This is a genomic window from Streptosporangium vulgare (genome assembly GCF_042428775.1).
Lineage (GTDB): Bacteria > Actinomycetota > Actinomycetes > Streptosporangiales > Streptosporangiaceae > Streptosporangium > Streptosporangium vulgare.
This window is the reverse complement of record NZ_JBHMBS010000029.1, coordinates 22,144-44,614: the sequence shown is the minus strand read 5'-3', so window position 1 is coordinate 44,614 and position 22,471 is coordinate 22,144. Positions and strand designations below refer to the sequence as shown.

18 protein-coding genes are annotated in these 22,471 nt (G+C 73.5%); 14 read left to right on the top strand and 4 right to left on the bottom strand.

Annotated features, from left to right (window positions below; translation table 11 throughout):
• Positions 1-2 precede the first annotated feature (2 nt).
• Positions 3-1,316, bottom strand: coding sequence for an ABC transporter substrate-binding protein (locus ACFFRH_RS36680; RefSeq protein ID WP_386162099.1), 1,314 nt, complete (start codon positions 1,314-1,316; stop codon positions 3-5).
• A 422-nt stretch (positions 1,317-1,738) separates the two neighbouring features.
• On the opposite strand from ACFFRH_RS36680, the gene ACFFRH_RS36675 reads away from it, so the two are divergent.
• The 3 genes from ACFFRH_RS36675 to ACFFRH_RS36665 all read left to right on the top strand — a co-directional run bounded on the left by ACFFRH_RS36675 (position 1,739) and on the right by ACFFRH_RS36665 (position 6,756).
• On the top strand, positions 1,739-2,779 hold the full coding sequence (locus tag ACFFRH_RS36675; protein WP_386162098.1) for a LacI family DNA-binding transcriptional regulator: 1,041 nt from the start codon (positions 1,739-1,741) through the stop codon (positions 2,777-2,779).
• A gap of 357 nt (positions 2,780-3,136) precedes the next feature.
• Entirely contained in the window at positions 3,137-4,732 is a 1,596-nt protein-coding gene (locus ACFFRH_RS36670) for a hypothetical protein (protein WP_386162096.1), read from the top strand.
• Positions 4,729-6,756, top strand: coding sequence for a hypothetical protein (locus tag ACFFRH_RS36665; RefSeq protein WP_386162094.1), 2,028 nt, complete (start codon positions 4,729-4,731; stop codon positions 6,754-6,756). Before ACFFRH_RS36670 ends, ACFFRH_RS36665 begins: the two co-directional genes overlap by 4 nt.
• 143 nt (positions 6,757-6,899) lie before the next feature.
• Here ACFFRH_RS36665 and ACFFRH_RS36660 read toward each other — a convergent pair whose 3' ends face one another.
• A complete protein-coding gene (locus ACFFRH_RS36660; protein WP_386162092.1) occupies positions 6,900-7,580 on the bottom strand; it encodes a TetR/AcrR family transcriptional regulator in 681 nt (226 codons plus the stop codon).
• Between the two features lie 65 nt (positions 7,581-7,645).
• Here ACFFRH_RS36660 and ACFFRH_RS36655 point away from each other — a divergent pair, with 65 nt between their 5' ends.
• From ACFFRH_RS36655 to plsX, 10 genes are all read left to right on the top strand, one after another.
• A complete protein-coding gene (locus tag ACFFRH_RS36655) occupies positions 7,646-8,521 on the top strand; it encodes an alpha/beta hydrolase family protein (protein WP_386162185.1) in 876 nt (291 codons plus the stop codon).
• Between the two features lie 188 nt (positions 8,522-8,709).
• A complete protein-coding gene (locus ACFFRH_RS36650) occupies positions 8,710-9,999 on the top strand; it encodes an extracellular solute-binding protein (RefSeq protein ID WP_386162090.1) in 1,290 nt (429 codons plus the stop codon).
• Positions 9,996-10,925 carry a carbohydrate ABC transporter permease gene (locus tag ACFFRH_RS36645; RefSeq protein WP_386162088.1) on the top strand — a complete coding sequence of 310 codons (930 nt, stop codon included), beginning with the start codon at positions 9,996-9,998 and terminating at the stop codon, positions 10,923-10,925. Before ACFFRH_RS36650 ends, ACFFRH_RS36645 begins: the two co-directional genes overlap by 4 nt.
• Complete coding sequence (locus ACFFRH_RS36640; RefSeq protein ID WP_386162086.1) at positions 10,922-11,719, top strand: carbohydrate ABC transporter permease; 798 nt, start codon at positions 10,922-10,924, stop codon at positions 11,717-11,719. Before ACFFRH_RS36645 ends, ACFFRH_RS36640 begins: the two co-directional genes overlap by 4 nt.
• Positions 11,716-12,483 (top strand): hypothetical protein, encoded by a 768-nt coding sequence (locus ACFFRH_RS36635; RefSeq protein ID WP_386162084.1) that lies wholly within the window; start codon positions 11,716-11,718, stop codon positions 12,481-12,483. Before ACFFRH_RS36640 ends, ACFFRH_RS36635 begins: the two co-directional genes overlap by 4 nt.
• Positions 12,480-13,925, top strand: coding sequence for a carboxylesterase/lipase family protein (locus ACFFRH_RS36630; protein WP_386162082.1), 1,446 nt, complete (start codon positions 12,480-12,482; stop codon positions 13,923-13,925). Before ACFFRH_RS36635 ends, ACFFRH_RS36630 begins: the two co-directional genes overlap by 4 nt.
• A 69-nt stretch (positions 13,926-13,994) precedes the next feature.
• Positions 13,995-15,593 (top strand): AMP-binding protein, encoded by a 1,599-nt coding sequence (locus ACFFRH_RS36625; RefSeq protein WP_386162080.1) that lies wholly within the window; start codon positions 13,995-13,997, stop codon positions 15,591-15,593.
• A gap of 355 nt (positions 15,594-15,948) precedes the next feature.
• The gene (gene crtI, locus ACFFRH_RS36620; protein ID WP_386162078.1) at positions 15,949-17,409 is read left to right on the top strand and encodes a phytoene desaturase family protein; all 1,461 of its coding nucleotides are present in this window, start codon (positions 15,949-15,951) and stop codon (positions 17,407-17,409) included.
• Entirely contained in the window at positions 17,406-18,305 is a 900-nt protein-coding gene (locus tag ACFFRH_RS36615) for a phytoene/squalene synthase family protein (RefSeq protein ID WP_386162076.1), read from the top strand. Before crtI ends, ACFFRH_RS36615 begins: the two co-directional genes overlap by 4 nt.
• Positions 18,306-18,531: 226 nt before the next feature.
• Complete coding sequence (gene plsX / locus ACFFRH_RS36610) at positions 18,532-19,503, top strand: phosphate acyltransferase PlsX (RefSeq protein WP_386162075.1); 972 nt, start codon at positions 18,532-18,534, stop codon at positions 19,501-19,503.
• A gap of 56 nt (positions 19,504-19,559) precedes the next feature.
• Here plsX and ACFFRH_RS36605 read toward each other — a convergent pair whose 3' ends face one another.
• Positions 19,560-20,477, bottom strand: a complete 918-nt coding sequence (locus ACFFRH_RS36605) for a hypothetical protein (RefSeq protein ID WP_344749411.1) — start codon at positions 20,475-20,477, stop codon at positions 19,560-19,562.
• A 40-nt stretch (positions 20,478-20,517) separates the two neighbouring features.
• On the opposite strand from ACFFRH_RS36605, the gene ACFFRH_RS36600 reads away from it, so the two are divergent.
• Complete coding sequence (locus tag ACFFRH_RS36600) at positions 20,518-21,114, top strand: glycerol-3-phosphate acyltransferase (RefSeq protein ID WP_344749410.1); 597 nt, start codon at positions 20,518-20,520, stop codon at positions 21,112-21,114.
• 66 nt (positions 21,115-21,180) lie between these two features.
• Here the strand turns inward: ACFFRH_RS36600 and ACFFRH_RS36595 are convergent, their stop codons facing one another.
• Positions 21,181-22,437: a glycosyltransferase family 2 protein gene (locus ACFFRH_RS36595; RefSeq protein WP_344749409.1), complete on the bottom strand. Its 1,257-nt coding sequence runs from the start codon at positions 22,435-22,437 to the stop codon at positions 21,181-21,183.
• Positions 22,438-22,471 lie beyond the last annotated feature (34 nt).

The window sequence follows — 22,471 nt, the reverse complement described above, 5'->3', positions numbered from 1 at the left end:
GGTCACCATCCGGGCAGCCCGGCGGCCTTCGCCGCCTGCTCGATCTGGCCCTGCAGCTGCGTCGCGGCCTTCTGCGGGTCCTTCTGCCCGGCGATCAGCTCCGACATCAGCGGCGCCAGCCCCGCCATGCCGGGGACGTCGGAGTTGAAGGCGATGACGGCGCCGTTGTCGTAGGCCTTCTTGACGTCCTGGAGTACGGGGGAGACGTCCGGCGGACCGGTCACGCCCTGGAGCACGGGGAAGGTCTTGGCGGACTTCACGTAGTCGGCGTAGGCGGGGCCGGTCATGAAGCGGACGAAGTCCAGCGCGGCCTTCTCCCGCGCGGCGTCACCGGTCTTGGGCAGGTAGAAGGTGCCGATCGGGCCCGGCGCGTAGGTCACCACGGCCTTGGTGCTCGACAGGCCGGTGAACCCCACGGCGTCGTCGACCTTCTTCTGGTCGCCCCCGGCGGCGGCGAGCATGGCCGGCAGCATGTCGGAGTGCTGGGCGACCATGGCGGCCTCCCCGGTCACCAGGGCCTTCATCGAGTTCTCGAACGTGGCGGTGGTGATGTCCTTGTTGAAACAGCCGTCGTCCTGCAGCTTGCGGTAGGCGGTGAGCCCTGCCACGAACGGCGAGCCCGGGTCGGCGAGAGACGAGGTGTGGCCCGCCAGGGCCTTGCCGTAGGCGTTGCCCTCGTTGCTGGCGCTGACGTACAGCAGCGGCAGGATCTGCACCGGCCAGATGGAGCCGCCCGACTCGAACACCGGCGTCACGCCCTTGGCGGAGAGCGCGCGGCAGGCCGCCGAGAGCTCCTCGAACGTGCCCGGGGGCTCGACGCCCGCGTCGGCGAGGACCTTCTTGTTGTAGTAGAGGCCGAAGACCTGGGGGAAGCCGGTGATGGCCGCGTAGACCTTCCCGCCGGTGGCGCCCGCGCTCTTGTAGAGGTCGCCGGACTTGGCGACGTACGCCTCGCCGGACAGGTCCCTCAGGTTCTCCGCCGGGTTCAGGGCGAGCAGGTTGCTCACCGTGGCGTGGTATTCGAGGATGTCCGGCCGCTCGCCGGTCGCCCACTTGGTCTGCGTGCTGTCCTCGAACCCGTCCGAGGGGATCGGGACCAGCTCGATCCTGTTGCCGGACTCCTTCTCGAACCGCTTGTACATCTCCACCAGCGGGGCGGGGTCGGCGGTGTTGTGCCAGAGCGTCAGCGTGACCTTCCCGCCGTCCCCGCCGTCCCCGCCGTCCCCGCCCGGTCCCGCGGCGCCGCCGCAGCCCGCCGCGGCGAGGGTGAGGGCGGCGCAGGCCGCGGCTCCCAGCAGTCGTTTCGATGCCCTCATGCTCGTATTCCTGTTCGTCACGGGGTTGGTGATAGCCGGAGCCAGCCGGATGCCCGGGCGGTTCCCTACGCGCCTCCGGGCCACGAGACACGCGGGTTTCCGTCATGTTTCGTAGAACGTTCTCCATTGTTAGACCAGGGGCGTTTGTGGCGTCAAGGGTCAGGTTCGAGGTGACCAACTCGTTAAGGAGCGGTAAAATCAGGTCTGGCGGGGACGCCTTCGACGGGGTACCGTCACCTCTGCATTGGCAAAGTGTATTTCGTTCTACACTCTGGCGCCGCGTCCGTGCCGTGCTCGTCCCGCGGGGATGCCCTGGCTTTCCCGCGGTTTCACGGCGGTTCGTCCGCGGTCCGTCCTATCGTTCCCCTACCTTTCCCTACCGATCTCCACCGATCTCCACTGATCCCCACCGAAGGAATCGCGTGACCACAGGAGCAGCACCGCGTCGGGTGACCATCGCCGACGTGGCCGGGCGGGCCGGTGTCTCCACCGCCGCCGTGTCCAAGGTGCTGCGCGGGGCCTACGGGGTCAGCCCCGGCATGCGGGCCAAGGTCCAGGAGGCCATGAACGAGCTCGGCTACCGGCCGCACGCCGCGGCCAGGGCCATGCGGGGCCGCACGTACACCCTCGGCGTGATGCTCTCCGACACCAGGAACCCGTTCTTCCCCGACATCATCGAGGGCGTCACCGGGCAACTCGGCGACACCGAGTACCAGGTGCTGCTCGGCCCCGGTGGAGCCGAGCCCAAGAGCCAGGCCAGGATGACCCACGCGATGATCGACCGGAGCATGGATGGAATCATCCTGATATCTCCGGTCATGCCGGCTGCGGAACTGGCCGCCATCGCGACGACCACACCGATCGTGGTGATCGGCCGTCACGGAAGCGCCGCCGAGTACGACTCGGTGGTCGACGACGACGACGCGGGCGCTCGCCTGGTGGTCGACCACCTGGCCGACCTCGGTCACCGGCGGATCGCCCACATCACCCACCTCGACCGGGGCCGCGCCTCCGAGGCCGACTCGCCGCAGGCCGTCCGGGCCGAGGGCTACCGCCGGGCGATGCTGGCCAGGGACCTGGGGGAGGGGATCGATCTGGTGGCCACCTCCTTCACCGAGGAGGGCGGCTACGAAGGGGCGCGGCAGCTGCTCGACCGGCCGGTCAGGCCCACCGCCATCTTCGCCGGCGCGGACGTCGCGGCGCTCGGGGTCCTGCGCGCCGCCTACGAGGCCGGGCTGTCGGTCCCCGGTGACCTGTCGGTCGCCGGATACGACAACATCGGCATCGCCTCCCTCGAACCCATCTCCCTGACCAGCGTCGACCAGGACGGCCACGTCATCGGGGCCACCGCGGCGCGCCTGCTCGTCGAGCGCATCGAGGGCCGCGGGCGTTCCGTCCTGTTGTCGGTCTCGCCCACCCTCGTCGTCCGCGGCACCTCCGGCCCACCGGCCGGAGGGGGGTGACCGGCCGGCGTCGGCCCGATGCCGGCCGGAAGCCGCCTGCCTCCCCCTGACCCTCACCACTCCCGGCCCCGGTCCGGAGTGCTCCCCGCCTGAAGTATCCGAAGCGTCCGAAGTACCTGGGACATCCGAGGTATCCGAAGCGTCCTCCGTCCGGAGCGCTCCCGACCGGGGCGCCGCCGGTGCGAGGCGTTCCCGCGCGAGGCCGCCACCTCACGGCCGTCGCGCGACCACCCCGCGGCCCACCGTGCCGACGCCGTGTCACCACGGCTCCACGAGCGTCCCCGCGCACGGCCGCCGTGTCCCCGTGTCCCCCGTGTCCCCGTGCCTCCAACGTTCCACCAGCGAAGGAACCCCCCCGTGAAACGTCTCGTCCTCATCGGACCGCTGCTCCTCGCGCTCGCGGTCCCCGCCTCCCTCCCCGCGCCCGCGCTCGCCGCCGAGACGGCGACGACGACCTGTCCCGTACGCGCCGACCCGGCGCTGTTCGCGAGCGAGGCCCGCCTGCTCGAACTCGCCGAGAGGCAGGAGGACTTCGGACGCCGGCCCACCGGCTCGCCCGCCCACGAGGACTACATCGGCTGGCTGGAGGACGAGATCGGCGCGGTGCCCGGCGTCCAGCTCTCCTCGCTGCCCTACGAGATCGACCGCTGGGACGACCTCGGCACCGGCCTGACCGTCGCCGGCCAGGCTGTGCAGGTCGCCGCGCCCGTGCCGTTCTCCTCCTCCACCGGCCCCGGCGGTGTCACCGCGCCGCTCGTCTACCTGCCCGCGAGCACCGCCATCACCGCGGCCAACGCGGCGGGCAAGATCGTCGTCAGGGACCTGCCCTGGGCGACGGTGCCGAACCTGCTGTTCTACCCGCCGCTGCTCGGCTACCACATGCACGACCCCGCCCACACGATCAACATGCTCGGCTCCGACTCCTCGGAGGCCCCGGCCGGGGCCGACGCCGACCTCAAGGCCGCCGCGGCGGCGGGCGCGGCGGGGGTGCTGGAGGTCAGCCGCCTGCCGCACGCCCAGATCGAGGGGATGTACGCGCCCTACGAGGGATTGCCGTACGAGGTGCCGGGCGCCTACCTCGGTGTCGACCAGGGCGAGCGGATCAAGCAGGCGCTCGCCGCCGGGCAGCCGGTCCAGGCCGCGCTGACCGTCGACGCGGCGTGGACGCCCACGACGACCCGTACCGTCCTCGCGACCCTCCCCGGGGTGAGCGAGCAGAAGATCGTCGTGGAGAGCCACACCGACGGCATGAGCCCGGTGTGGGACAACGGCCCGCTCACGATGCTGGAGATGGCCCGCTACCTGGCGTCGCTGCCGGTGAGCTGCCGTCCGCGCACCGTCCAGTTCGCCTTCGTCACCGGCCACCTCTACCAGCACCTCACCGGGCCCGCCGTCCGCGAGGGCGGCGCGGGACAGCTGGCGGCCCTCCTGGACGCCGAGTACGACCAGGGCAAGGTCTCCTCGGTCGTCGTCCTGGAGCACCTGGGCGCGCGGCGTTACAACGCGGTCGCCCGTGCCGGGGGCCTGCCGGGGCTGGAGCTCGTGCCCGACCCCACGCTGACCGAGCTGCTGTGGGTGCCCGTCAGCGAGAGCACACCCTTGCGCGAGCTGGTCAAGGGCCACGTCCAGTATCGGGACGTGCGGCGCACCGCCGTGCTGAAGGGCCTGTCGGCGGCCGACCTGGGCACGGTGCCGCACCACTGCGGCTTCGGGGGCGAGGGGACGCCATACAACCAGCATCTGCTGCCGACCATCTCGCCGATCTCGGCTCCCAAGACGCTTTTTTCGTCCGCCTTCGGGGCGGAGGCGCTCGACGTGGCGGCGATGCGCCGGGCGTCGCTGGCCTTCACCGACGTCGTGCTCGGCCTCGGCCCGATGCCGCAGGCAGACGTGGCGGGTGACGTCACGTTCATGCGCTCCCAGCGTGCCTCGGGCACGCCGGGCTGCGTGTGAGCATCGACCGCGAGGCGCTGGTCCGGCGGCACACCGTGGTGCTGTCCGGGCCGGACGCGGAGTCCCCGCTCACCGTCGGCAACGGCGAGTTCGCCTTCACCGCCGACGTCACCGGCCTGCAGACCTTCCCCGGTTTCCACGCCGGGGGCATGCCGCTGGGCACCCAGTCGCAGTGGGGCTGGCACACGATGCCCAACCCCCGGGGCTTCACCCTGGAGGACGCGACCACCTCCTACGGCCGGGCCCGCTATCCCGACCGCCACCTGATGACCCTCGGCGGCCCGGTGCCGCCGGAGTTCGAGGCGGGGGCCTGGCTGCACGCCAATCCCCAGCGGCTCGACCTGGGCAGGATCGGGCTCGACCTCGGCGAGGGCGTGGAGGTCACCGACCTCACCGGGGTCCGCCAGAGCCTCGACCTGTGGAGCGGGCTGCTGCGCAGCGCGTTCGCGCTCGGTGGCGCGCCGTACGAGGTGGAGACGGTCTGCCACCCCGTGCGCGACCTGCTCGCCGTGCGCGTCACCGGCGGCGCGGCGGTGACGATCTCCTTCCCGTACGCCTGCGAGGCCTGGAACCGGGCGGCCGACTGGGACCGCCCGGAGCGGCACACCACCGAGCACGTCCTCGGCGCCTCACGCTGCGACTTCACCCGGGTGCTGGACGGCGACCGCCACCACGTCACCGTCGCGTGGCGCGGGCCGGGGGCGAGGGCGGAGCCGGGGGAGGCGCGGCTGACGTCGCTGGGGGAGCACCGCTACCGGCTGGAGGGGGCCGCCGAGTTCGTCGTGGCCTTCGGGCTCGGCCCCGCGGGGCCGGACCTGCCCGGGTTCGAGGAGGTCCGTACCGCCGCCGCCCGGCACTGGGAGGGCTTCTGGACGGGCGGCGGCGCGGTGGCCTTCGAGGGCAGCCGGGACCCGCGCGCCCCCGAACTGGAACGGCGCGTGGTGCTGTCCCAGTACCTGACCGCCGTCAACTGCGCGGGCTCGCTGCCGCCGCAGGAGACGGGCCTGGTCTGCAACTCCTGGAGCGGCAAGTTCCATCTGGAGATGCACTGGTGGCACGCGGCGCACTTCGCCCTGTGGGGGAGGCCGGAACTGCTGGAGCGGAGCCTGCCGTGGTACCGGCGCGTCCTTCCCCGGGCGCGGGCCACGGCCGCCCGGCAGGGATACCGGGGTGCCCGCTGGCCCAAGCAGACCGGCCCCGACGGCGGGGAGAGCCCCAGCACGATCGGGCCGTTCCTGATCTGGCAGCAGCCGCACCCGATCTACTTCGCCGAGCTGCTCTACCGGGTACGGCCCGGGGTGCTGCTCGACTACCGCGACCTGGTCTTCGAGACCGCCGAGTTCATGGCGTCCTTCCCGGTGGAGGAGGACGGCCGCCACGTGCTCGGGCCGCCGCTGATCCCGGCGCAGGAGTCGTACGAGAAGACCCGGACGACGGTCAGGAACCCCACGTTCGAGCTGGCCTACTGGTGGTGGGGGCTGGAGACCGCGCAGCTCTGGCGCGAGCGCCTCGGGCTCGGGCGCCACCCGGAGTGGGAGAGGGTACGCGACGGGCTGGCCGCGCCGTGCGTGCGCGACGGCGTCTACGCGGCCATCGAGGTGGAGCCGTACACGCTCAGGACCGACCATCCCTCGATGACCGGTGCCCTGGGCCTCGTCCCGGCCACGCCGCTGATCGACCCGGAGACCATGCGGGCCACCCTCGACGACGTGCTGGAGACGTGGGACCTGCCGAGCACCTGGGGCTGGGACTACCCGATGCTCGCCATGTGCGCGGCCAGGCTGGACGAGCCGGGCAGGGCCGTCGACGCGCTGCTGATGGACGCGCCCAAGAACGCGCACCTGGTCTCGGGGCACAACCGGCAGTGGCCCGGCATCCTGCCGCTCTACCTGCCGGGCAACGGCGGCCTGCTGGCGGCCGTCGCGCTGATGGCGGCGGGCTGGGACGGCGGGCCCGGCCGGCCCGCGCCCGGCTTCCCCGAGGGCTGGGAGGTCCAGGTGGAGGGGGTGCGGGCGATGCCCTGATCCGACCGGGCACCGCGCCGGCCCGGTGCCGTGTCGGCGGAGCGGCGTGCCGGGCCCGGTGCCGTGCCGGCCGGGCCGGCAGCGCACTGTGCCACGGCAGCGCACTGTGCCAAGCCGGGCACCACCTCAAGCCGGGCGCCGGTTCAGCCGAGTGCCGCGTCGGCCGTCGCGTGGTCGGCGAGGAGCGTGATCGTGTAGTGCAGCACGTCGTCCTCCAGCGACGACAGGCGTGCCGCGTTGCCCGCGCGTACCTCGGCGGCGATGAACTCGGTGACACCGAAGACGATCAGGGAGGGCACGCTCTCCCTGACCGGCCCCAGCGCCGGGTCGTCCGCCCTGGCCCGCGCCGCGAGGGCCCGCAGCATCTCCAGGAAGGGAAGGTAGGCGTGGTCGCGCTGCTCCACGGCGCGCGGGCCCGCCCCGGGCAGCTCGACGAAGTAGGCGCGGGCGTACTCGGGCCGGTCCTGCCACCACCGGAGGTAGGCGCGCAGGCCGCCGCGGGTGGCGGCGACCCAGTCGTGGCCGGTGCCGTCGGCCGCGGCCAGGATCGTCCCCACCACGTCGGGCAGGTCCCGCTCGCACAGGGCGAGGAAGCAGGCCTCCTTGTCGTGGAAGTTGGCGTAGAAGGCGTTGCGCGAGACCCGCGCGGCGGCGATCACGTCGGGCACGGTCGTGGCGGCGTACCCCCGGGTCGCGACCAGCAGCAGCATGGCCTGGATCAGGCGGTCGCGCTGCGAGGTGCGGACCACCTCGGGCGACAGCCCGTGACGGCCGCGGGGGAGGGGCTCACCCTCCGGAATTTTCTTCTGATTCTGTCTTGACATCAGTCACAGATCGTACTCTCCTCTGTTGGGAGACGTTCATGTCTCCAAAAATCAGTGAGGTGACCATGGAAGACAAGGGCATGTCACGGCGGCGGGTACTGCGCGTGGCGGCCGTCGGGCTGCTGTCGGCGGGCCTGGTGTCACGGACCACCCCCGCGGTGGCGGCGAGCGCGATCGAGTCGCACTACGCGGTCAGGGGCCCCTGGGCGGTCACCGCCTCCGACGCGAGCGACGCCTCGGGCGCCTACCGGCTGCACCACCCGGTCAACCTGGGCGCGGGCGGCTTCCGGCACCCGATCGTCACGTGGGGGAACGGCTCGTACGCCACCCCCGCCCTCTATCCCGGCGTGCTCGACCAGCTCGCCTCCTGGGGCTTCGCCGTGGTCGCGTCCACCGACACGACCACCGGGACCGGCACGGAGATGCTCGCCGCCGCCCACTACCTGGTGGACAGGGACGCCGACCCCGCGAGCCCGTTCCACCAGAGGCTCGACACGACCCGGGTCGGCGCCGCCGGGCACTCCCAGGGCGCGGGCGGCACGGTCAACGCGGCCAACCTCTCCGCCGGGCTCGTCACCGCGGCGGTGCCGATCGCGCTGCCCGCGCCGCTCTGGGTGGGCGCCGGAGACCGGTTCCAGGCCGCCGAGCTGTCCTGCCCCGTCCTGTTCGTGAGCGGGGGCGACGACTGGCTGATCTCCCCGGCCGCGGCGCTGCGGGGCTACTACGACCAGGTGCCCGGGGCGGCGGCCATGGCGGTGCTGAAGGGCGCGGGCCACAACGACGTCCAGGGCACCGGCGGCGGCTTCCTCGGCTACCTGACGGCCTGGCTGATGTACCACCTCCAGGGGGACGCCTACGCCCGGGGCGCCTTCGCCGGGAGCGCCCCCGAGTTCACCGGCAACGCCGCCTGGCAGAACCAGGCGGCGAAGAACCTCCCCTGACCACCCCGCCGGCGACGCGCGGCTCGTGCCTTTGCCTTGTGCCCTGTGCCTCGTGCCGCACCTGCTCACCTGCTCACCGGAGCCTCCCGCGCCCCCTTCGCCGGCGCCGCTTCGCGGCGACGGCCCCCGTGACCACCCCGTCCCGCGCGGTACCCGCCGTACGGGACCACCCCCCCAGGAGAACCGCGATGGCGGATCTGACACGACGCCGGCTGCTCGCGGCCGGCGCGCTCTCCCTGACCGCGCCGAGCCTGCTGGCGGCCTGCGGCGAGGACCGGCCCGCGCCGCCGGCCCAGGACGGGAAGCCACACGGTGAGGTCAGCGTGTGGCTGCACGGCTCGCAGGAGACCGGCCCGCAGTTCCAGAAACTGGTGCACCGCTACATCGCCGACTTCCAGGTGGACGTCAAGCTTCTCTACCTGCCCGTCGCCCAGCTGGACGCCAAGCTGCTGACCGCCTTCGGCGGCGGTACCCCGCCCGACGTCTTCAAGATCGGGCACTGGAGCTTCCCCTCCCATGCGAAGAAGGAGCGGCTGGCGCCCATCGACCCGCGCGCGTTCGGCGTGCCGGACGCGGCGGCCGTCCTGTCGCGCTACGAGCCGGGGACGGTCTCCCCGCTGAGCTACCGCGACCAGGCGTACGGTGTGCCGATCGACCTCAACCCCGCGATGCTGTACTACCGCAGGGACCGCTTCGAGCAGGCCGGGCTCGACCCCGACAAGCCCCCCACGACCTGGGAGGAGCTCGCCCGCCACAGCGCGAGACTCACCTCGGCCGACGGCAGGCGGGTGGGCCTGCAGTGGTCGTACGGCGACCCGCAGTGGGCCCTGATGACGCTGACCGCGCTGATCGGGGGAGCCGGCGGCGAGCTGGTCGACGCGGGCGGCACCCGGGCCTCGCTCGACACCGAGCACGGCGTCCGGGCGCTGGAGTACTTCGCCGGGATCGGCAACCCCAGGCTCTCCAACCCGCTCGGCGCGCTCGGCCTGTTCTACTCGGGCGAGGCCGCCATGGTCGTCAGCGGCGCGTTCCTCGGCCCCGCGCTGGAGAAACTCGGCGAGCACCCCCTCAAACCGGGCAAGGACTACGGCGTGGCGCCGATGCCCCGCTGGGAGGGCGGCAAGGCCGTCGTACCCGCCTACACGTGGGGCTGGGGCGTCTCCGCCGCCTCGAAGAACGCCTTCACCGCCTGGCACCTGATCAACTACCTCCAGGGACAGGAGTCGGTCACCGCCAACCTGGACAACGGGATCATCATCCCGGCCACCGGCTGGCGGGACGCCGGGCCACGCGGCAGGTCCGAGCTGATGAGGATCGCGGCCTCCGGCCTCCCCGACGCCGACTTCGGCCCGGCCGTCCCCGCCGCGCTGGAGCTGGCCAAGGCCGCCTCCAGCGCCTGCGACGCCGTGGCCCACGGCCGCGCCAAGCCCGCCCAGGCGGCCAGGGACTTCGACGCGGCCGTCCGGCTCGTCCTGTGACCCTGACCGCGGAGAGCGTCGCGGCACCCGCGCCCGCGCCGCGACCGGGGAGGGGCGGGCGCGGCAGGTCGCGCCGGGAGGCGGGGGCCGGGATCGTGCTGACGATCCCGGTGGCGGTCTTCTTCGCCGTCTTCTGGCTCGTGCCCTTCTGCGGCGCCGTGTACCTCAGCTTCACCGACTACGAGATGGCCGGTGCGCCACGCTGGGTCGGGCTGGACAACTACGCGCGGATGTTCCAGGACCCCGGGGTCTGGAACTCGGCGTGGATCACCGTCGTCTACACGGTCTTCACCGTCCTGCCGACCGTCCTGCTCGCGCTGCTCGTCGCGGTGCCGCTCAGCGCGCCCGGCCGGCTCAACCGCGTGCTCCGCTCGCTGGTCATGGTGCCCGCGGTGATGCCGCTGGCCGCGACGTCGATGGTGTGGGTCATCATCTACTCCGACCGCGGCCTGGCGAACACGCTGCTCGGCGTCGTCGGCGTCGACCCGCAGCCGTGGCTGACCGGCTCGGAGCTGGCGATCTGGGCGCTGGTCGTGATGGTCGTCTGGAAGAGCCTCGGACTGTTCGTCATCATCCTGACGGCCGGGCTGCAGGCGCTGCCCCGGGAGGTCTACGAGGCCGCGGCGATCGACGGGGCCGGGCCGGTCACCACGTTCCGCAGGATCACCGTCCCGCTGCTGCGCAGGACCCTGCTGTTCGTGCTGGTCATCTCCGTCGCCGGGTCGATGCAGGCCTTCGTTCCGGCCTTCCTGCTCACCGGGGGAGGCCCCGCGGACGCCACCCAGGTGCTGCCCTACTACATCTGGGCCAACGCCTTCCCGTACGAGCACATGGGCTACGCCTCCGCGCTGGCCATGATGCTGCTGGTCGCGATGCTGGTCGTCTCGATCGTCCAGTTCGGCTTCCTGCGAGGTGGGGACGGATGAGGGTGCTGCGCACCGCCTGGCTGCTGGGCGTGGTGTCCGCGATGCTGCTGCCGGTCTACGTGATGATCGTGGTCGCCTCCGCCGCCGACGACACCGACCTGGGCGGCCTGGCGTTCAACGGCTTCCACCTGCCGGGCAACATCGCCGAGCTGTTCTCGGGGGAGGGCTTTCCCGTCTACTTCCGCAACAGCGTGCTCTACTGCGCCGGCAGCGGCGCGCTGGACGTGCTGTTCTCCTCGGCCGCCGGCTACGCCCTGGCCCAGCTGTCCTTCCCGGGCCGTCGCGCACTGTTCGCGCTCGTGGTCGGCACGCTCGCGCTCGCCCCGATGGTCATGATCATTCCGGTGTTCCTGATCGTCAAGGAGCTGGGCTGGGTAAACACCTTCCAGGGGGTGATCGTCCCGGGCATGATCAGCGCCTTCGGGGTCTTCCTGGTCCGCCAGGCCGCGCTGGGCCTCCCCAAGGAACTCATCCTCGCGGCGCGCGTCGACGGGGCGGGGGAGCTGCGCATCTTCGCGCGGGTGGCGCTCCCGCTGCTGCGGCCCGCGCTCGTGACCCTCTTCCTCATCCACTTCCTCGCGCAGTGGGACAACCTGCTCTGGCCGCTCATCGTCGCCAACGACCCCTCCCTGTGGTCGCTGCCGGTGGGACTGGCCAACTTCCAGAGCGAGCACGGGTTCAACTACCACCTCATGACCGCCGCCGCGCTGGTCACCGCCGTCCCGCCGTTCCTGCTGATGGCCGGGCTGCAGCGCTACTACGTGGCCGGGCTGACCTTCGGAGGCGTCAAGTGACCGTTCCCGGCGACACCGGCCGGAGCCGCCGGACGACCGCCCCCGGCGCCCCCGGCACTCCCGGCGCCGCCGGCCGGGAGTGGCGGGCGACCGTCCCGGAGACCGCCGAGATCATGGCGTGGATCGAGACGATCACCGCCAGGGGGATCAGGCGTCCCGGATACCCCGCCGACGCGTGGACGGAACGGTGGGCGGCCGGCCTGCTCGCCGGGTTCGGGCTCGACGTGCGGCTCGCGCCGGTCGAGGTGCCCACCTGGCACCCGGTCTCCGCCACGCTCCGCGCCCACCTGGACGCCGACCCGGCCCGCTCCGCCGAGGTGGAGACGTTCGCGCTGCCGTACACGACCCCGCGAGCCACGGTGACCGCGCCGCTCGACCGGCCGGCCGGGTCCGGCCGCATCGCCGTGCGCGAGCACACCTTCGCCGAGCTGCCCCAGACCTTCGTACGGGAGCTCGCCACCGCCGTCCACGACCCCGAGGGGGCCTTCGACGAGCTGGTGCGGACGCTGTCGTTCGCGCCCGGCTACCTGGAGGACCTCGACGGCGCGGTGGCCTCGGGGGTGGCCGGGTACGCCGGGGCGCTGACCGGCGTGCCGTGGGAGACGCGCGACTACTACGTCCCCTACGACGCGGTGCGCCGGCCCGTGCCCGCCGTCTTCGACTCCGCCGACACCCTTGACATGGTCGACGAGGTGAGCCTGGTGCCGCTGACCCGCGCGGCGATCCGCATCGTCGAGGGAACCAGGGACCGGAGCTTCAGATGATCGTGCGCACCCCCTCCGGCCTCGTCGAGGGCCGCTTCGACGGGACGGTCGCGTCCTTCCTCGGCGTCCCGTACGCCGCGCCGCCCTTCGGGGAGCACCGTTTCCGCGCGCCCGTGCCCCCGCCCGCCTGGGACGGGGTGCGGCCCGCGCTCCTGCCGGGCGCGGCGGCGCCGCAGCCCGCGGGCGACGACGTCGGGCTGTACGCCCCCGAGGTGTTCGTCACCGGCGAGGACTGCCTCAACCTCGACGTCCACGTCCCCGGCACCGGCGCGACCGGCCTGCCGGTGCTCGTCTGGTTCCACGGCGGGGCCTTCGCCATCGGCGGCAACGGGGCCGCCTGGCACCGCGGCCACCGCTTCGCCCGCGACGGCGTGGTGTGCGTCGCCGTCAACTACCGGCTGGGCTTCGAGGGGTTCCTCGCCCTGGAGGGGGCACCGCTCAACCGGGGCGTGCTCGACTGGCTCGCCGCGCTGGAGTGGGTGCGCTCCGCGATCGCCGCGTTCGGCGGCGATCCGGGCAACGTGACGATCGCCGGGCAGTCCGCGGGCGGCGCGGCGTGCGCCACCCTGCTGACGATGCCCCGCGCGGCGGGCCTGTTCCGCCGGGCGATCGTGATGAGCGGGTCGGCGAGCCTGGCCGTACCGGAGGAGGAGGCCCGCGCGCACGCCGCCGGCCTTGCCGCGCGCCTCGGTGTCCGGCCCCGCGCGGAGGACTTCGCGGCGATCCCCCCGGCCGCGCTGGTGGCCGGGCAGCCGCCGCCGATGGCGGCCGGGGCCTCCGGCACGCTGGGCGGGACGGTGCCGATCCAGCCCGTCGTGGACGGGGACCTGGTGCCCCGCGTGCCGCTGGACGCGCTGCGCGCGGGCGCCGGCGGCCACCTCCCGCTGCTGGTCGGCTGCACCTCGGACGAGGCCGGCGTCTTCGTGCGCGCGATGGCCGGGGGGATCGACGAGGCGACGGCCGCGACCGTGCTCGCGCACATGGGCCTGCCGCCCGGCTACCGGGACGCTCACCCCGGGCTGTCACCCGGGGACCTCGTCGGCAGGGCGGCGGGCGACCACCTGTTCCGCAGGGAGACGATCTGGATCGAGGAGGCCCGCGCGGCCACCGCCGCCGCCCCGACCCACGCCTACGAGTTCCGCTGGGAGTCGCCGGTGCCCTCTCCCCTGGGGATCGGCGTGGTCGGCGCCGCGCACAACATCGACCTGCCCTTCGCCTTCGACCTGCTGGACGCGCCGGGCGTGGAGCGTACGGCGGGGAAGGAACCGCCGAGGGCGCTGGCCGGGGCGATGCACGGCGCCTGGGTGCGGTTCGCCCGCGACGGCGACCCGGGCTGGCCCCCCTACGAACGCGCCCGCAGGCAGGTGATGGTCTTCGACGCCGCGTCCGGTGTGGCCGACGATCCGCTGCGGACGCAGCGGCGCCTGTTGCACGAGGCGTGAGCGGCGTGCACCTTGTTGTCTGGTTGCTCAGGTTGTTCAGGCTGTCTCAACGACCCGGAGGTATCCCTCATGCTGTCCTACTCGTGCGCCGTCTCCGGCGCTCCCCTGCTCGGTGAGACGATCGGCGAGAACTTCGAACGGACCGTGGCCCGTTTCGGCGACCGGGAGGCCCTGGTCGACGTGCCGGACGGCCGCCGCTGGACGTACGCCGAGCTGGACGCCGACGTCGACCTGCTGGCCCGCGCCCTGATGGCCCGGGGCGTCGCCAAGGGGGACCGGGTCGGCATCTGGGCGCCCAACCGCGCCGAGTGGGTGATCGTCCAGTACGCCACCGCGAAGATCGGCGCGATCCTGGTCAACGTCAACCCCGCCTACCGGAGCCACGAGCTGGACTACGTCGTCCGCCAGTCCGGCATGCGGCTGCTGGTCAGCGCGGTGAGCCACAAGACGAGCGACTACCGCGCCATGGTCGACGAGATCGGGTTCGCCGACGTCGTCTACATCGGCGAGGACAGCTGGCGCCGACTGCTGGCCGGGGCCGAGGCGGTGCGCCCCGAGCGCCTGCGCGAGCGCATGGCCTCGCTCACCTTCGACGACCCGATCAACATCCAGTACACCTCGGGCACCACCGGCTTCCCCAAGGGCGCGACCCTGTCGCACCACAACATCCTCAACAACGGCTACTTCGTCGGCGAGCTGGTCCGCTACGACGAGAACGACCGGGTCTGCCTGCCGGTGCCCTTCTACCACTGCTTCGGGATGGTCATGGGCAACCTGGGCGCGACCTCCCACGGGGCCTGCGTCGTCATCCCCGCGCCGGGCTTCGACCCCGCCGCCACCCTGCGGGCCGTCGAGAGCGAGCGCTGCACCTCCCTGTACGGCGTGCCGACCATGTTCATCGCCGAGCTGGCCGAGCTGGCCGGCGGCGGGTACGACCTGTCGAGCCTGCGCACCGGGATCATGGCGGGCTCGCCCTGCCCGGTGGAGATCATGAAGCGGGTGGTCGGCGAGATGAACATGCGCGAGGTGGCCATCTGCTACGGGATGACGGAGACCTCCCCGGTGTCCACGATGACCAGGACCGACGACGACCTGGCCCGCAGGACCGAGACGGTCGGCCGGGCGATGCCGCACATCGAGGTCAAGATCGTCCATCCGGAGAGCGGCCTGACCGTGCCGCGCGGCGAGCCCGGCGAGCTGTGCACCCGGGGCTACTCGGTGATGCTCGGCTACTGGGACGAGCCCGACAGGACGGCCGAGGCGATCGACGCCGCTCGCTGGATGCACACCGGCGACCTGGCGACCATGGACGACGACGGTTACGTCAACGTCGTCGGGCGCATCAAGGACATGGTGATCAGGGGCGGCGAGAACGTCTACCCCCGCGAGCTGGAGGAGTTCCTGCACGGCCACCCGGACATCGACGACGTCCAGGTGATCGGCGTTCCCGACCCCCGGTACGGCGAGGAGCTGATGGCCTGGATCGTCATGCGGCCCGGGGCGGTCCCGCTGACCGCGGAGGCGGTCAGGGAGTTCTGCGCGGGCAGGATCGCCCACTACAAGATCCCCCGCTACGTCCACCTGGTGGACGGGTTCCCGATGACGGTGACGGGCAAGATCCGCAAGGTCGAGATGCGCGAGGACGCGGTGCGGCTGCTCGGCCGCTGATTCGGTCTTTCGCGCCTTCTTCACCTGTTCGATCTCTTATCCGCTTTTTTGTCCGCTCCTCCGCGCGTTCCTCGTGGCTTCCTTTGCACCTTCTTGCGCGACGGGTTGATTTACCGGTAGCCCCGCCCGGGGATGGGTCGCCCGATGCCATCGGTCATGGGCCGTGGGCATGACGCCGGACGGACGCATCCGGACGCGGTATCGCTCGCGAAGTCCTCCATGGACGCTAAGGAGTGATGCCCATGGCCGCTGTCACGTGTGGGACCGATCGGCCCGGTGAGCGGACGCGCACCCGTGCCGGGCGAGGCACGGCCCCGCCGGCCGGTCACGGAGACCTGGCGACGAGGAGGAACGCGTGAGCCAGGTGGTGGTGATCGGCGCCGGTCTGGGCGGGCTGGCCGCCGCCGTCCGGCTGGCCGCCGCCGGGCGGGACGTCACGATCGTGGAGGCGAACGACGTGCCGGGAGGCTGCTGCGGTACGGCGACCCTCGGCGAGTACCGCTTCGACACCGGCCCCTCGGTGCTGACCATGCCGGAGGTGCTGGCCGACGTCTTCGCCGCCGCGGGGGAGGACATGGAGAGCGCGCTCCCGCTGCGGCGGCTGGACCCGTACTACCGGCTGCGCTACCACGACGGCTCCCACCTGGACGTGGTGGCCGGCGAGGACGCCATGACCGAGCGGGTGCGCGAGCTGAGCGGCGCCGCGGAGGCCGAGAGGTACCGGCGCTTCCGCGCCCGGCTCGGCGAGCTGTTCGACGCGGAGTGGCCCGCCTTCATCGACCGCGACATGACGCGGCTGCGCGACCTCGCCCGGCCGCGCGTCCTCGCCCGCCTCGCGGCGCTGGGCGGCTTCCGCAGCCTGGACTCCCTCGTCAAGAGCCACCTCACCGACCACCGACTGGTCAAGGCGCACACCTTCCAGGCCCTGTACGTGGGCCTGCCGCCCCGGCGGGCGCTCGGGATCTACGCGGTCATCGCCCACATGGACACCGTCGGGGGCGTCTTCTTCCCGCGCGAGGGCGGGATGCACGCCATCCCGCGCGCCCTGGCCGCGCTGGCCGAGAAGGCGGGCGCGCGCCTCAGGTACGGGGTGCGCGCCGTGAAGGTCGAGGCGGGACCCTCCGGGGTCTCCGGGGTCAGGCTCGACACCGGGGAGCGCCTGGCGGCGGACAACGTCGTGGTCGCCTGCGACCTGTCCCGCGCCCACACCGGGCTGCTCCCGAAGGGCGCGGGCGACTGGCGGCTGCGCCGTCCCCGCTACTCGCCCTCCTGCCTGGTGCTGCACTTCGGCCTCGACCGGCGCCTGGCCGGGCAGGCGCACCACACCCTGCACTTCGGCGGGGAGTGGGACGCCACCTTCGAGGCGTTGCGGGCCGGGCGGCCACAGCCGGACCCGAACCTGCTGGTCACCTACCCGGAGTCCGACACCGGCGCCGCGCCGCGTGGCCACGCCACCCTCACCGTGCTGGAGCCGACGGCCAACCTGCGCGGCGGCGCCGACTGGGACCGGCTCACCCCGAGGCTGGAGGACCGGCTGCTCGGCAGGCTCGCCGACCTCGGCTACGGCGACCTGTCCTCCGCGCCGAGGCTCACCCTCGACCCGCCCGCCTGGGCGCGGCTCGGCCACTCGGCGGGCACCCCGTTCGCGCTGGACCACCGCTTCAGCCAGACGGCCTGGTTCCGGCCGGCGGGCGCGGCCAGGCGCGTTCCCGGGCTGCACTTCGCCGGGATGTACACCGCGCCGGGGGTGGGGGTGCCCCCGGTGCTGATCTCCGGCAGGCTCGCCGCGGAGCGCGTACTGGAGAGCGCCCGATGACCCTGACCGCGAGTTACGAGTTCTGCCGCAGGCTCAACGCCCGTCACGGCCGCTCGTACTACCTGGCGACCCTGCTGCTGCCCGCCTGGAAGCGCCCGCACGTGCACGCCCTGTACGGTTTCGCGCGCTACGCCGACGAGATCGTCGACTCCTTCACGATGACCGGCGACAGGGAGCGGGCGCTCGACGGACTGTCCGCCCGGCTGGCCACCACCCTGGCGGGCGGGACCACCGAGGACCCGGTGCTTCCCGCGTTCGCGCAGACCGTGCGTTCCTTCGGCGTCGACCACGGCGACATCGGCGCGTTCCTGCGCTCGATGCGGGCCGACCTGACCGTCACCCGCTACGCGACCTACGACGACCTGCTCGCCTACATGGAGGGCTCGGCCGCGGTGATCGGCACCATGATGCTGCCCGTCCTCGAACCGCTGCCCGGCATGGAGGGCAAGGCCCGCGAACCGGCCCGCCAGCTGGGACTGGCCTTCCAACTGACCAACTTCCTGCGCGACGTCGCCGAGGATCTGGAACGCGGCCGGGTCTACCTCCCGCTGGAGGACCTGGAGCGGTTCGGGGTGACGGTGGCCGACCTGGGGCGCGGTGGCTGCACCCCGGCCCTGCGCGAGCTGCTGGCCTTCCAGGCCCGGCGGGCCAGGGACCACTACGCGCGGGCCGTGGAGGGCATCGGCATGCTGACCCCCTCCTCCCGGCCGTGCATCCGCGCGGCCTTCCAGCTGTACGGCGGCATCCTCGACCGGATCGAGGCCGCCCGCTACGACGTCCTCGGCATGAGGGTCGCCGTGCCCCGGCGGCGAAGAGCGGCGATCTTCGCGCGGCACCTGCTCGCGGCGTCCGCGGCCGACCGCGCCGAACGCCGCCTGACCGTCGAGATCCCGTGAACCGGCCGTACGGGGCCGTCGCCGTCCGGTCCGTCGCGGCGGCGTCTGTCGCAGCGTCGTCCGTCACAGCGTCGTCCGTCGCGGTGTCGTTCGCCGCCGGACGGCCCGTCGTCGTGTCGCCTGTCGCCGGGCGGACCGTCACGAGGGCGCCTGTCGCGGGGCCGTCCTCGTTCGTGAGGTCGTCCTCGTTCCTGGGGTCGTCCACCACCGTCGTCAGGAGGGCGTGATGTCGGAACCTGTGGTCGTCGACGCGATGGGCGGAGACCACGGCCCGGTCGAGACGGTCGCCGGGGCGGTGGCGGCCCGGCGCGAGCTGGGGGTCCCCGTGCTGCTGGTGGGCAGGGCCGGGGACATCCGCGCCGAGCTCGACCGGCACGGCGCCGCCGCCGAGATCGACGTGGTGCACGCCGAGGACGTCGTCCCGATGACCGAGCGGGGCGCGGGAGCGGTCTCCTCCGGCACGACCAGCCTGACGGTCGGCTGCGATCTCGTACGGCACGGAGCGGCGTCGGCGTTCGTGTCGGCCGGATCCACCGGAGCGGTCGTCTCGTGCGCCATCCGTGGCATCGGCCGCGCCGCCGGTGTCCTGCGGCCCGCCCTGGCCATCGCGCTGCCCTCGGTCACCGGCGGCGCCACCGTGCTGATCGACGCGGGGGCGACCTCCGACCCCACCCCGGAGATGATCGCCCAGTTCGCGCTGCTCGGCGTCTCCTACGCCCAGCTCGTGCTCGGCGTCGCCGACCCGTCGGTGGGCCTGCTGTCGATCGGCTCGGAACCGGGCAAGGGCAACCGGCTGACGCGCAGGGCCGGTGAGCTGCTTCCCGGTCTGCCGCTCCGCTTCCACGGCAACGTGGAAGGCCACGACGTGCTCGCGGGCGCCGTCGACGTGATCGTCACCGACGGCTTCACCGGCAACGTGGTGCTCAAGAACGTCGAGGGTTCCGTACGGGCCGCGCTGACGCTGGTGGCGCGTTCCGGTGTCGCCGGGGCCGAGGATCTGCGGGAGGTGGCCCGCCGCTACGACCCCGAGACCCACGGCGGGGCGGCGCTGCTCGGGCTGAGCGGCACCGTCGTCGTCGCGCACGGCTCCTCGCGGGCGGCGACGATCGCACGCGCCTGCGCGGTGGCGCACGACCTCGCCGAGGGCGGGGTCGCGACCCGTTTCGGGGACCACCTCACCGCGGAACCCGTCCGTTGAGCGGGGGCGGGAGTTGAGCGGGACCGTGGCCGCGGTGGCGGGCGGACCGGGCCAGGTCAGGCCAGGGGGTCGGCGCCGTCCCAGGTGCCCTCGCTGGCGTACGGGGAGAACCGGGCGAACAGCTCCTCGGAGTACCAGCCCTCCGCGCGGGTCCTGCCGATCACTCGCCGGTGCGCCGACCCCCGGTGCGCGAAGTCGCGCACCGCGGCGGCGTCGCGCCACAGCGAGAACGTGCCCTGCCTGGCGAGCGGCCACTCGCCGACGCCGACCGAGGCCAGGCAGCCCTCCTGCTCCGCCAGGAGGCGGTCCACTCCGGGGACCGAACGATAGAACGCCACCAGGCGGGCGGGCCGGATGGAGGCGCGGGTCAGCACGGCGACGGGACCGCCGGGATCGGGCCCGTGCGCGCCCCCGGGAGAGAAGCTCGGCGTGCTCCCAAAGGGAAGGCCGGACGCGCCCTCGGGAGAGAAGCCGGATGCGTCATGGGGAAGGCCGGACGCGCTCCCGGGAGAGAAGCCGGATGCGTCTCCGGGGGGAAGGCCGGACGTGCCGCTGGAGGGAAAGCCGGGCGCTTCCCGGGGCGGAAGGCCGAGCACGTCCCGGGAAAGAGGGCCGGACGGGCCCCCGGTGCCGGGGGGAGGAGCGGACAGGTCCCCCGTCGCGGGGGAAAGGGCGGACGGGCCTGCGGGGAGAGGGCCGAACGGGTCCACCCCGTCCCAGCGGCCGCGTGAGGCGAGGGGAACCAGCCGCACCTGCCAGGACTCCCGCGCCTCGCTCCGCCAGCGCGCGGCCACCGGGGAGTCGCTCAGGAAGCGGTCCAGGTCCCGCTCGTCGCGCCACACCGCCAGCAGGGCCCAGCGGCGCAGGTCCGCGCCCATGCTCGTCGAGGCCCCGCGGCCGGAGCCGAGCAGCCGCCAGAACGTCAGCCCCGGCGTCCTTCCCAGCACCGGCCGGTCGAACGCCATGTACCGCATAGCCCCTATATCCGCATATCTCATGAGATGAAAGGAAGCGATGGTTCCGCTGCTCGTCTCGGTCATCGGCGGCTACCTTCTCGGATCCGTGCCGGTCGCCGTGCTGGTCGCCCGCGCGCACGGGTTCGACCCCCGCGAGGTCGGCGACCGCAACCCCGGCTTCTGGAACGTCAGGCAGCGGCTCGGCTGGCGGGCCGCCGTGCCGGTCTTCGCGGGCGACACGCTCAAGGGCACGCTCGCCGGGCTGCTCGGCCTGTGGGCCGGTGGCACGCACCTCACCTGGCCCGCCGGGGTGAGCGGCGACAGCGTGCTGCCGGCGTATCTGGCGGTGGCCGCCGCCATGGCCGGGCACGCCTGGCCGGTCTTCGCCGGGTTCAGGGGCGGCCGGTCGATCCTCGCCTTCGTGGGCGGCTTCGCCGTCATCTGCCCGCCGGGTTTCCTGCTCGGGGTGGCCGCCCTGGTCGGGGTCGCCGTGGTGACGCGGTCCTTCGCGATCGGGGCGCGCACCGGTGTCTTCGGCATCCCGCTGTTCCAGCTGCTCTTCGCGCCGGTCACGCACGTGGCCGCGACCGGCCTGCTCATGTGCCTCATCGGGCTGCGCTTCGGTCAGGCGGCGCGGACCGACCGCCCGTCGTGACCGGCCCCCGAGGCGCGTCCGGCCGAGGCCGGACGTCCGGCCCCGGCCGCGTGGCCGCTCCCGGTGTCATGTCCGGTCTCGGTCCCGGTCGCGTGCCCGCTCCCGGCCGCGTGTCCGGTCCCGGCTGGTGTCCGTTTCTGGTCGCGTGTCCGGTCCCGGCCGCGTGCCCGTCGCGGCCCCGCCGGAGCGGGCGCCCATCGTGTCCGGACCTGGTCGCGCGCCCGTCGCACCGGAGCCGAGGCGGGAGGCCGTCGTGGCGGCCGGATAGGCGCGGCCCCGCCAGTCGCGTACCGGGCGCAGCGTGACCTGCGTCAGCCGCAGGACCGCCAACGGGTCCAGCAGCGGGGAGAGCAGCACGCCCGGCCCCGGCCGCGTGTAGCTGCCGCGCAGCGCGCCGACCAGCAGCAGCCGTACGGCCAGCAGGCCCAGGTCGAGCCGGGTGGGGCGGCCGGTCACCAGCCGGAGCACGGGCAGCGCGGCGGTCAGCCAGACCACGGCCAGGTCGGCCGCCTGCCGGCCCGGCGCGGTGACGTCGCGCAGCGACAGCGACCGCCCCCACTCCCGCCACACCCCGGCGGCCGAGTCGTGCATGTCGACCTCCAGCAGGCCCCCGGCGTCCAGGAACCCCACGGCCCAGCCGTCGGCGGCCAGGGTCCTGGCCAGCGCCACGTCGTCGGTCAGGTGCCCGCGCACCCGCGCGAATCCGTGGGCGTCCAGCATCTCCGCGCGGCGGAAGGCCGTGCACTGGCCGTTGGCCATCGCCCGGTGCGGGGGCGGGGGAGTGGCCGGCCCGATCGGGCCGAAGCGGTAGACCAGCGTCGCCAGGAACGAGGCGTGCAACGCCTGCTCGGCCGTTCCCTCGCAGACGAACCGGGGGCCCGCGCTCACCAGGTCGTACTCCTCCAGGGCCGCCGCGAGCACGCCGAACAACCCCGGCGCGGGCCGGGTGTCCGCGTCCAGGGTCACCACGACCTCACCTTTCGCCGCCTCGACGCCCTGCAGCAGCGCCCACTGCTTGCCCACCCAGCCCTCGGGGAGCGGCGCCCCCGCGACGACCCTCGCGCCGAGCCCCGAGGCCAGCCGCGCCGTACCGTCGCGTGACTCGTCGTCGACGACGAGGACCTCCGCGACGTCCGGATCGGCGAGCGCCGCCGACAGGCACGGGCCCAGGCGGGCCTCCTCGTCGCGGGCGGGGATCACCACCGAGACGCGCGGCGACGCCGCCCGTACGGGGGCCAGCGGGGGCCGGCGACGCCGCCCCCTGGCCAGCCGCACCGCCACGGCCAGCGCGGCGACGGCCTGCAGCGCGGTCAGGAGTCTCATCGTCGTGCCTCCGCGAGTCGTGTCTTCGCAGGTC

Bases quoted from the DNA above. Each gene is read 5' to 3' on its own strand.
- ACFFRH_RS36680 (WP_386162099.1), bottom strand. From the start codon at position 1,316: ATGAGGGCATCGAAACGACTGCTGGGAGCCGCGGCCTGCGCCGCCCTC.
- ACFFRH_RS36660 (WP_386162092.1), bottom strand. From the start codon at position 7,580: ATGTCAAGACAGAATCAGAAGAAAATTCCGGAGGGTGAGCCCCTCCCC.
- ACFFRH_RS36655 (WP_386162185.1), top strand. From the start codon at position 7,646: ATGGAAGACAAGGGCATGTCACGGCGGCGGGTACTGCGCGTGGCGGCC.
- ACFFRH_RS36650 (WP_386162090.1), top strand. From the start codon at position 8,710: ATGGCGGATCTGACACGACGCCGGCTGCTCGCGGCCGGCGCGCTCTCC.
- ACFFRH_RS36640 (WP_386162086.1), top strand. From the start codon at position 10,922: ATGAGGGTGCTGCGCACCGCCTGGCTGCTGGGCGTGGTGTCCGCGATG.
- ACFFRH_RS36630 (WP_386162082.1), top strand. From the start codon at position 12,480: ATGATCGTGCGCACCCCCTCCGGCCTCGTCGAGGGCCGCTTCGACGGG.
- ACFFRH_RS36625 (WP_386162080.1), top strand. From the start codon at position 13,995: ATGCTGTCCTACTCGTGCGCCGTCTCCGGCGCTCCCCTGCTCGGTGAG.
- ACFFRH_RS36615 (WP_386162076.1), top strand. From the start codon at position 17,406: ATGACCCTGACCGCGAGTTACGAGTTCTGCCGCAGGCTCAACGCCCGT.
- plsX (WP_386162075.1), top strand. From the start codon at position 18,532: ATGTCGGAACCTGTGGTCGTCGACGCGATGGGCGGAGACCACGGCCCG.
- ACFFRH_RS36605 (WP_344749411.1), bottom strand. From the start codon at position 20,477: ATGCGGTACATGGCGTTCGACCGGCCGGTGCTGGGAAGGACGCCGGGG.
- ACFFRH_RS36600 (WP_344749410.1), top strand. From the start codon at position 20,518: ATGGTTCCGCTGCTCGTCTCGGTCATCGGCGGCTACCTTCTCGGATCC.
- ACFFRH_RS36595 (WP_344749409.1), bottom strand. From the start codon at position 22,437: ATGAGACTCCTGACCGCGCTGCAGGCCGTCGCCGCGCTGGCCGTGGCG.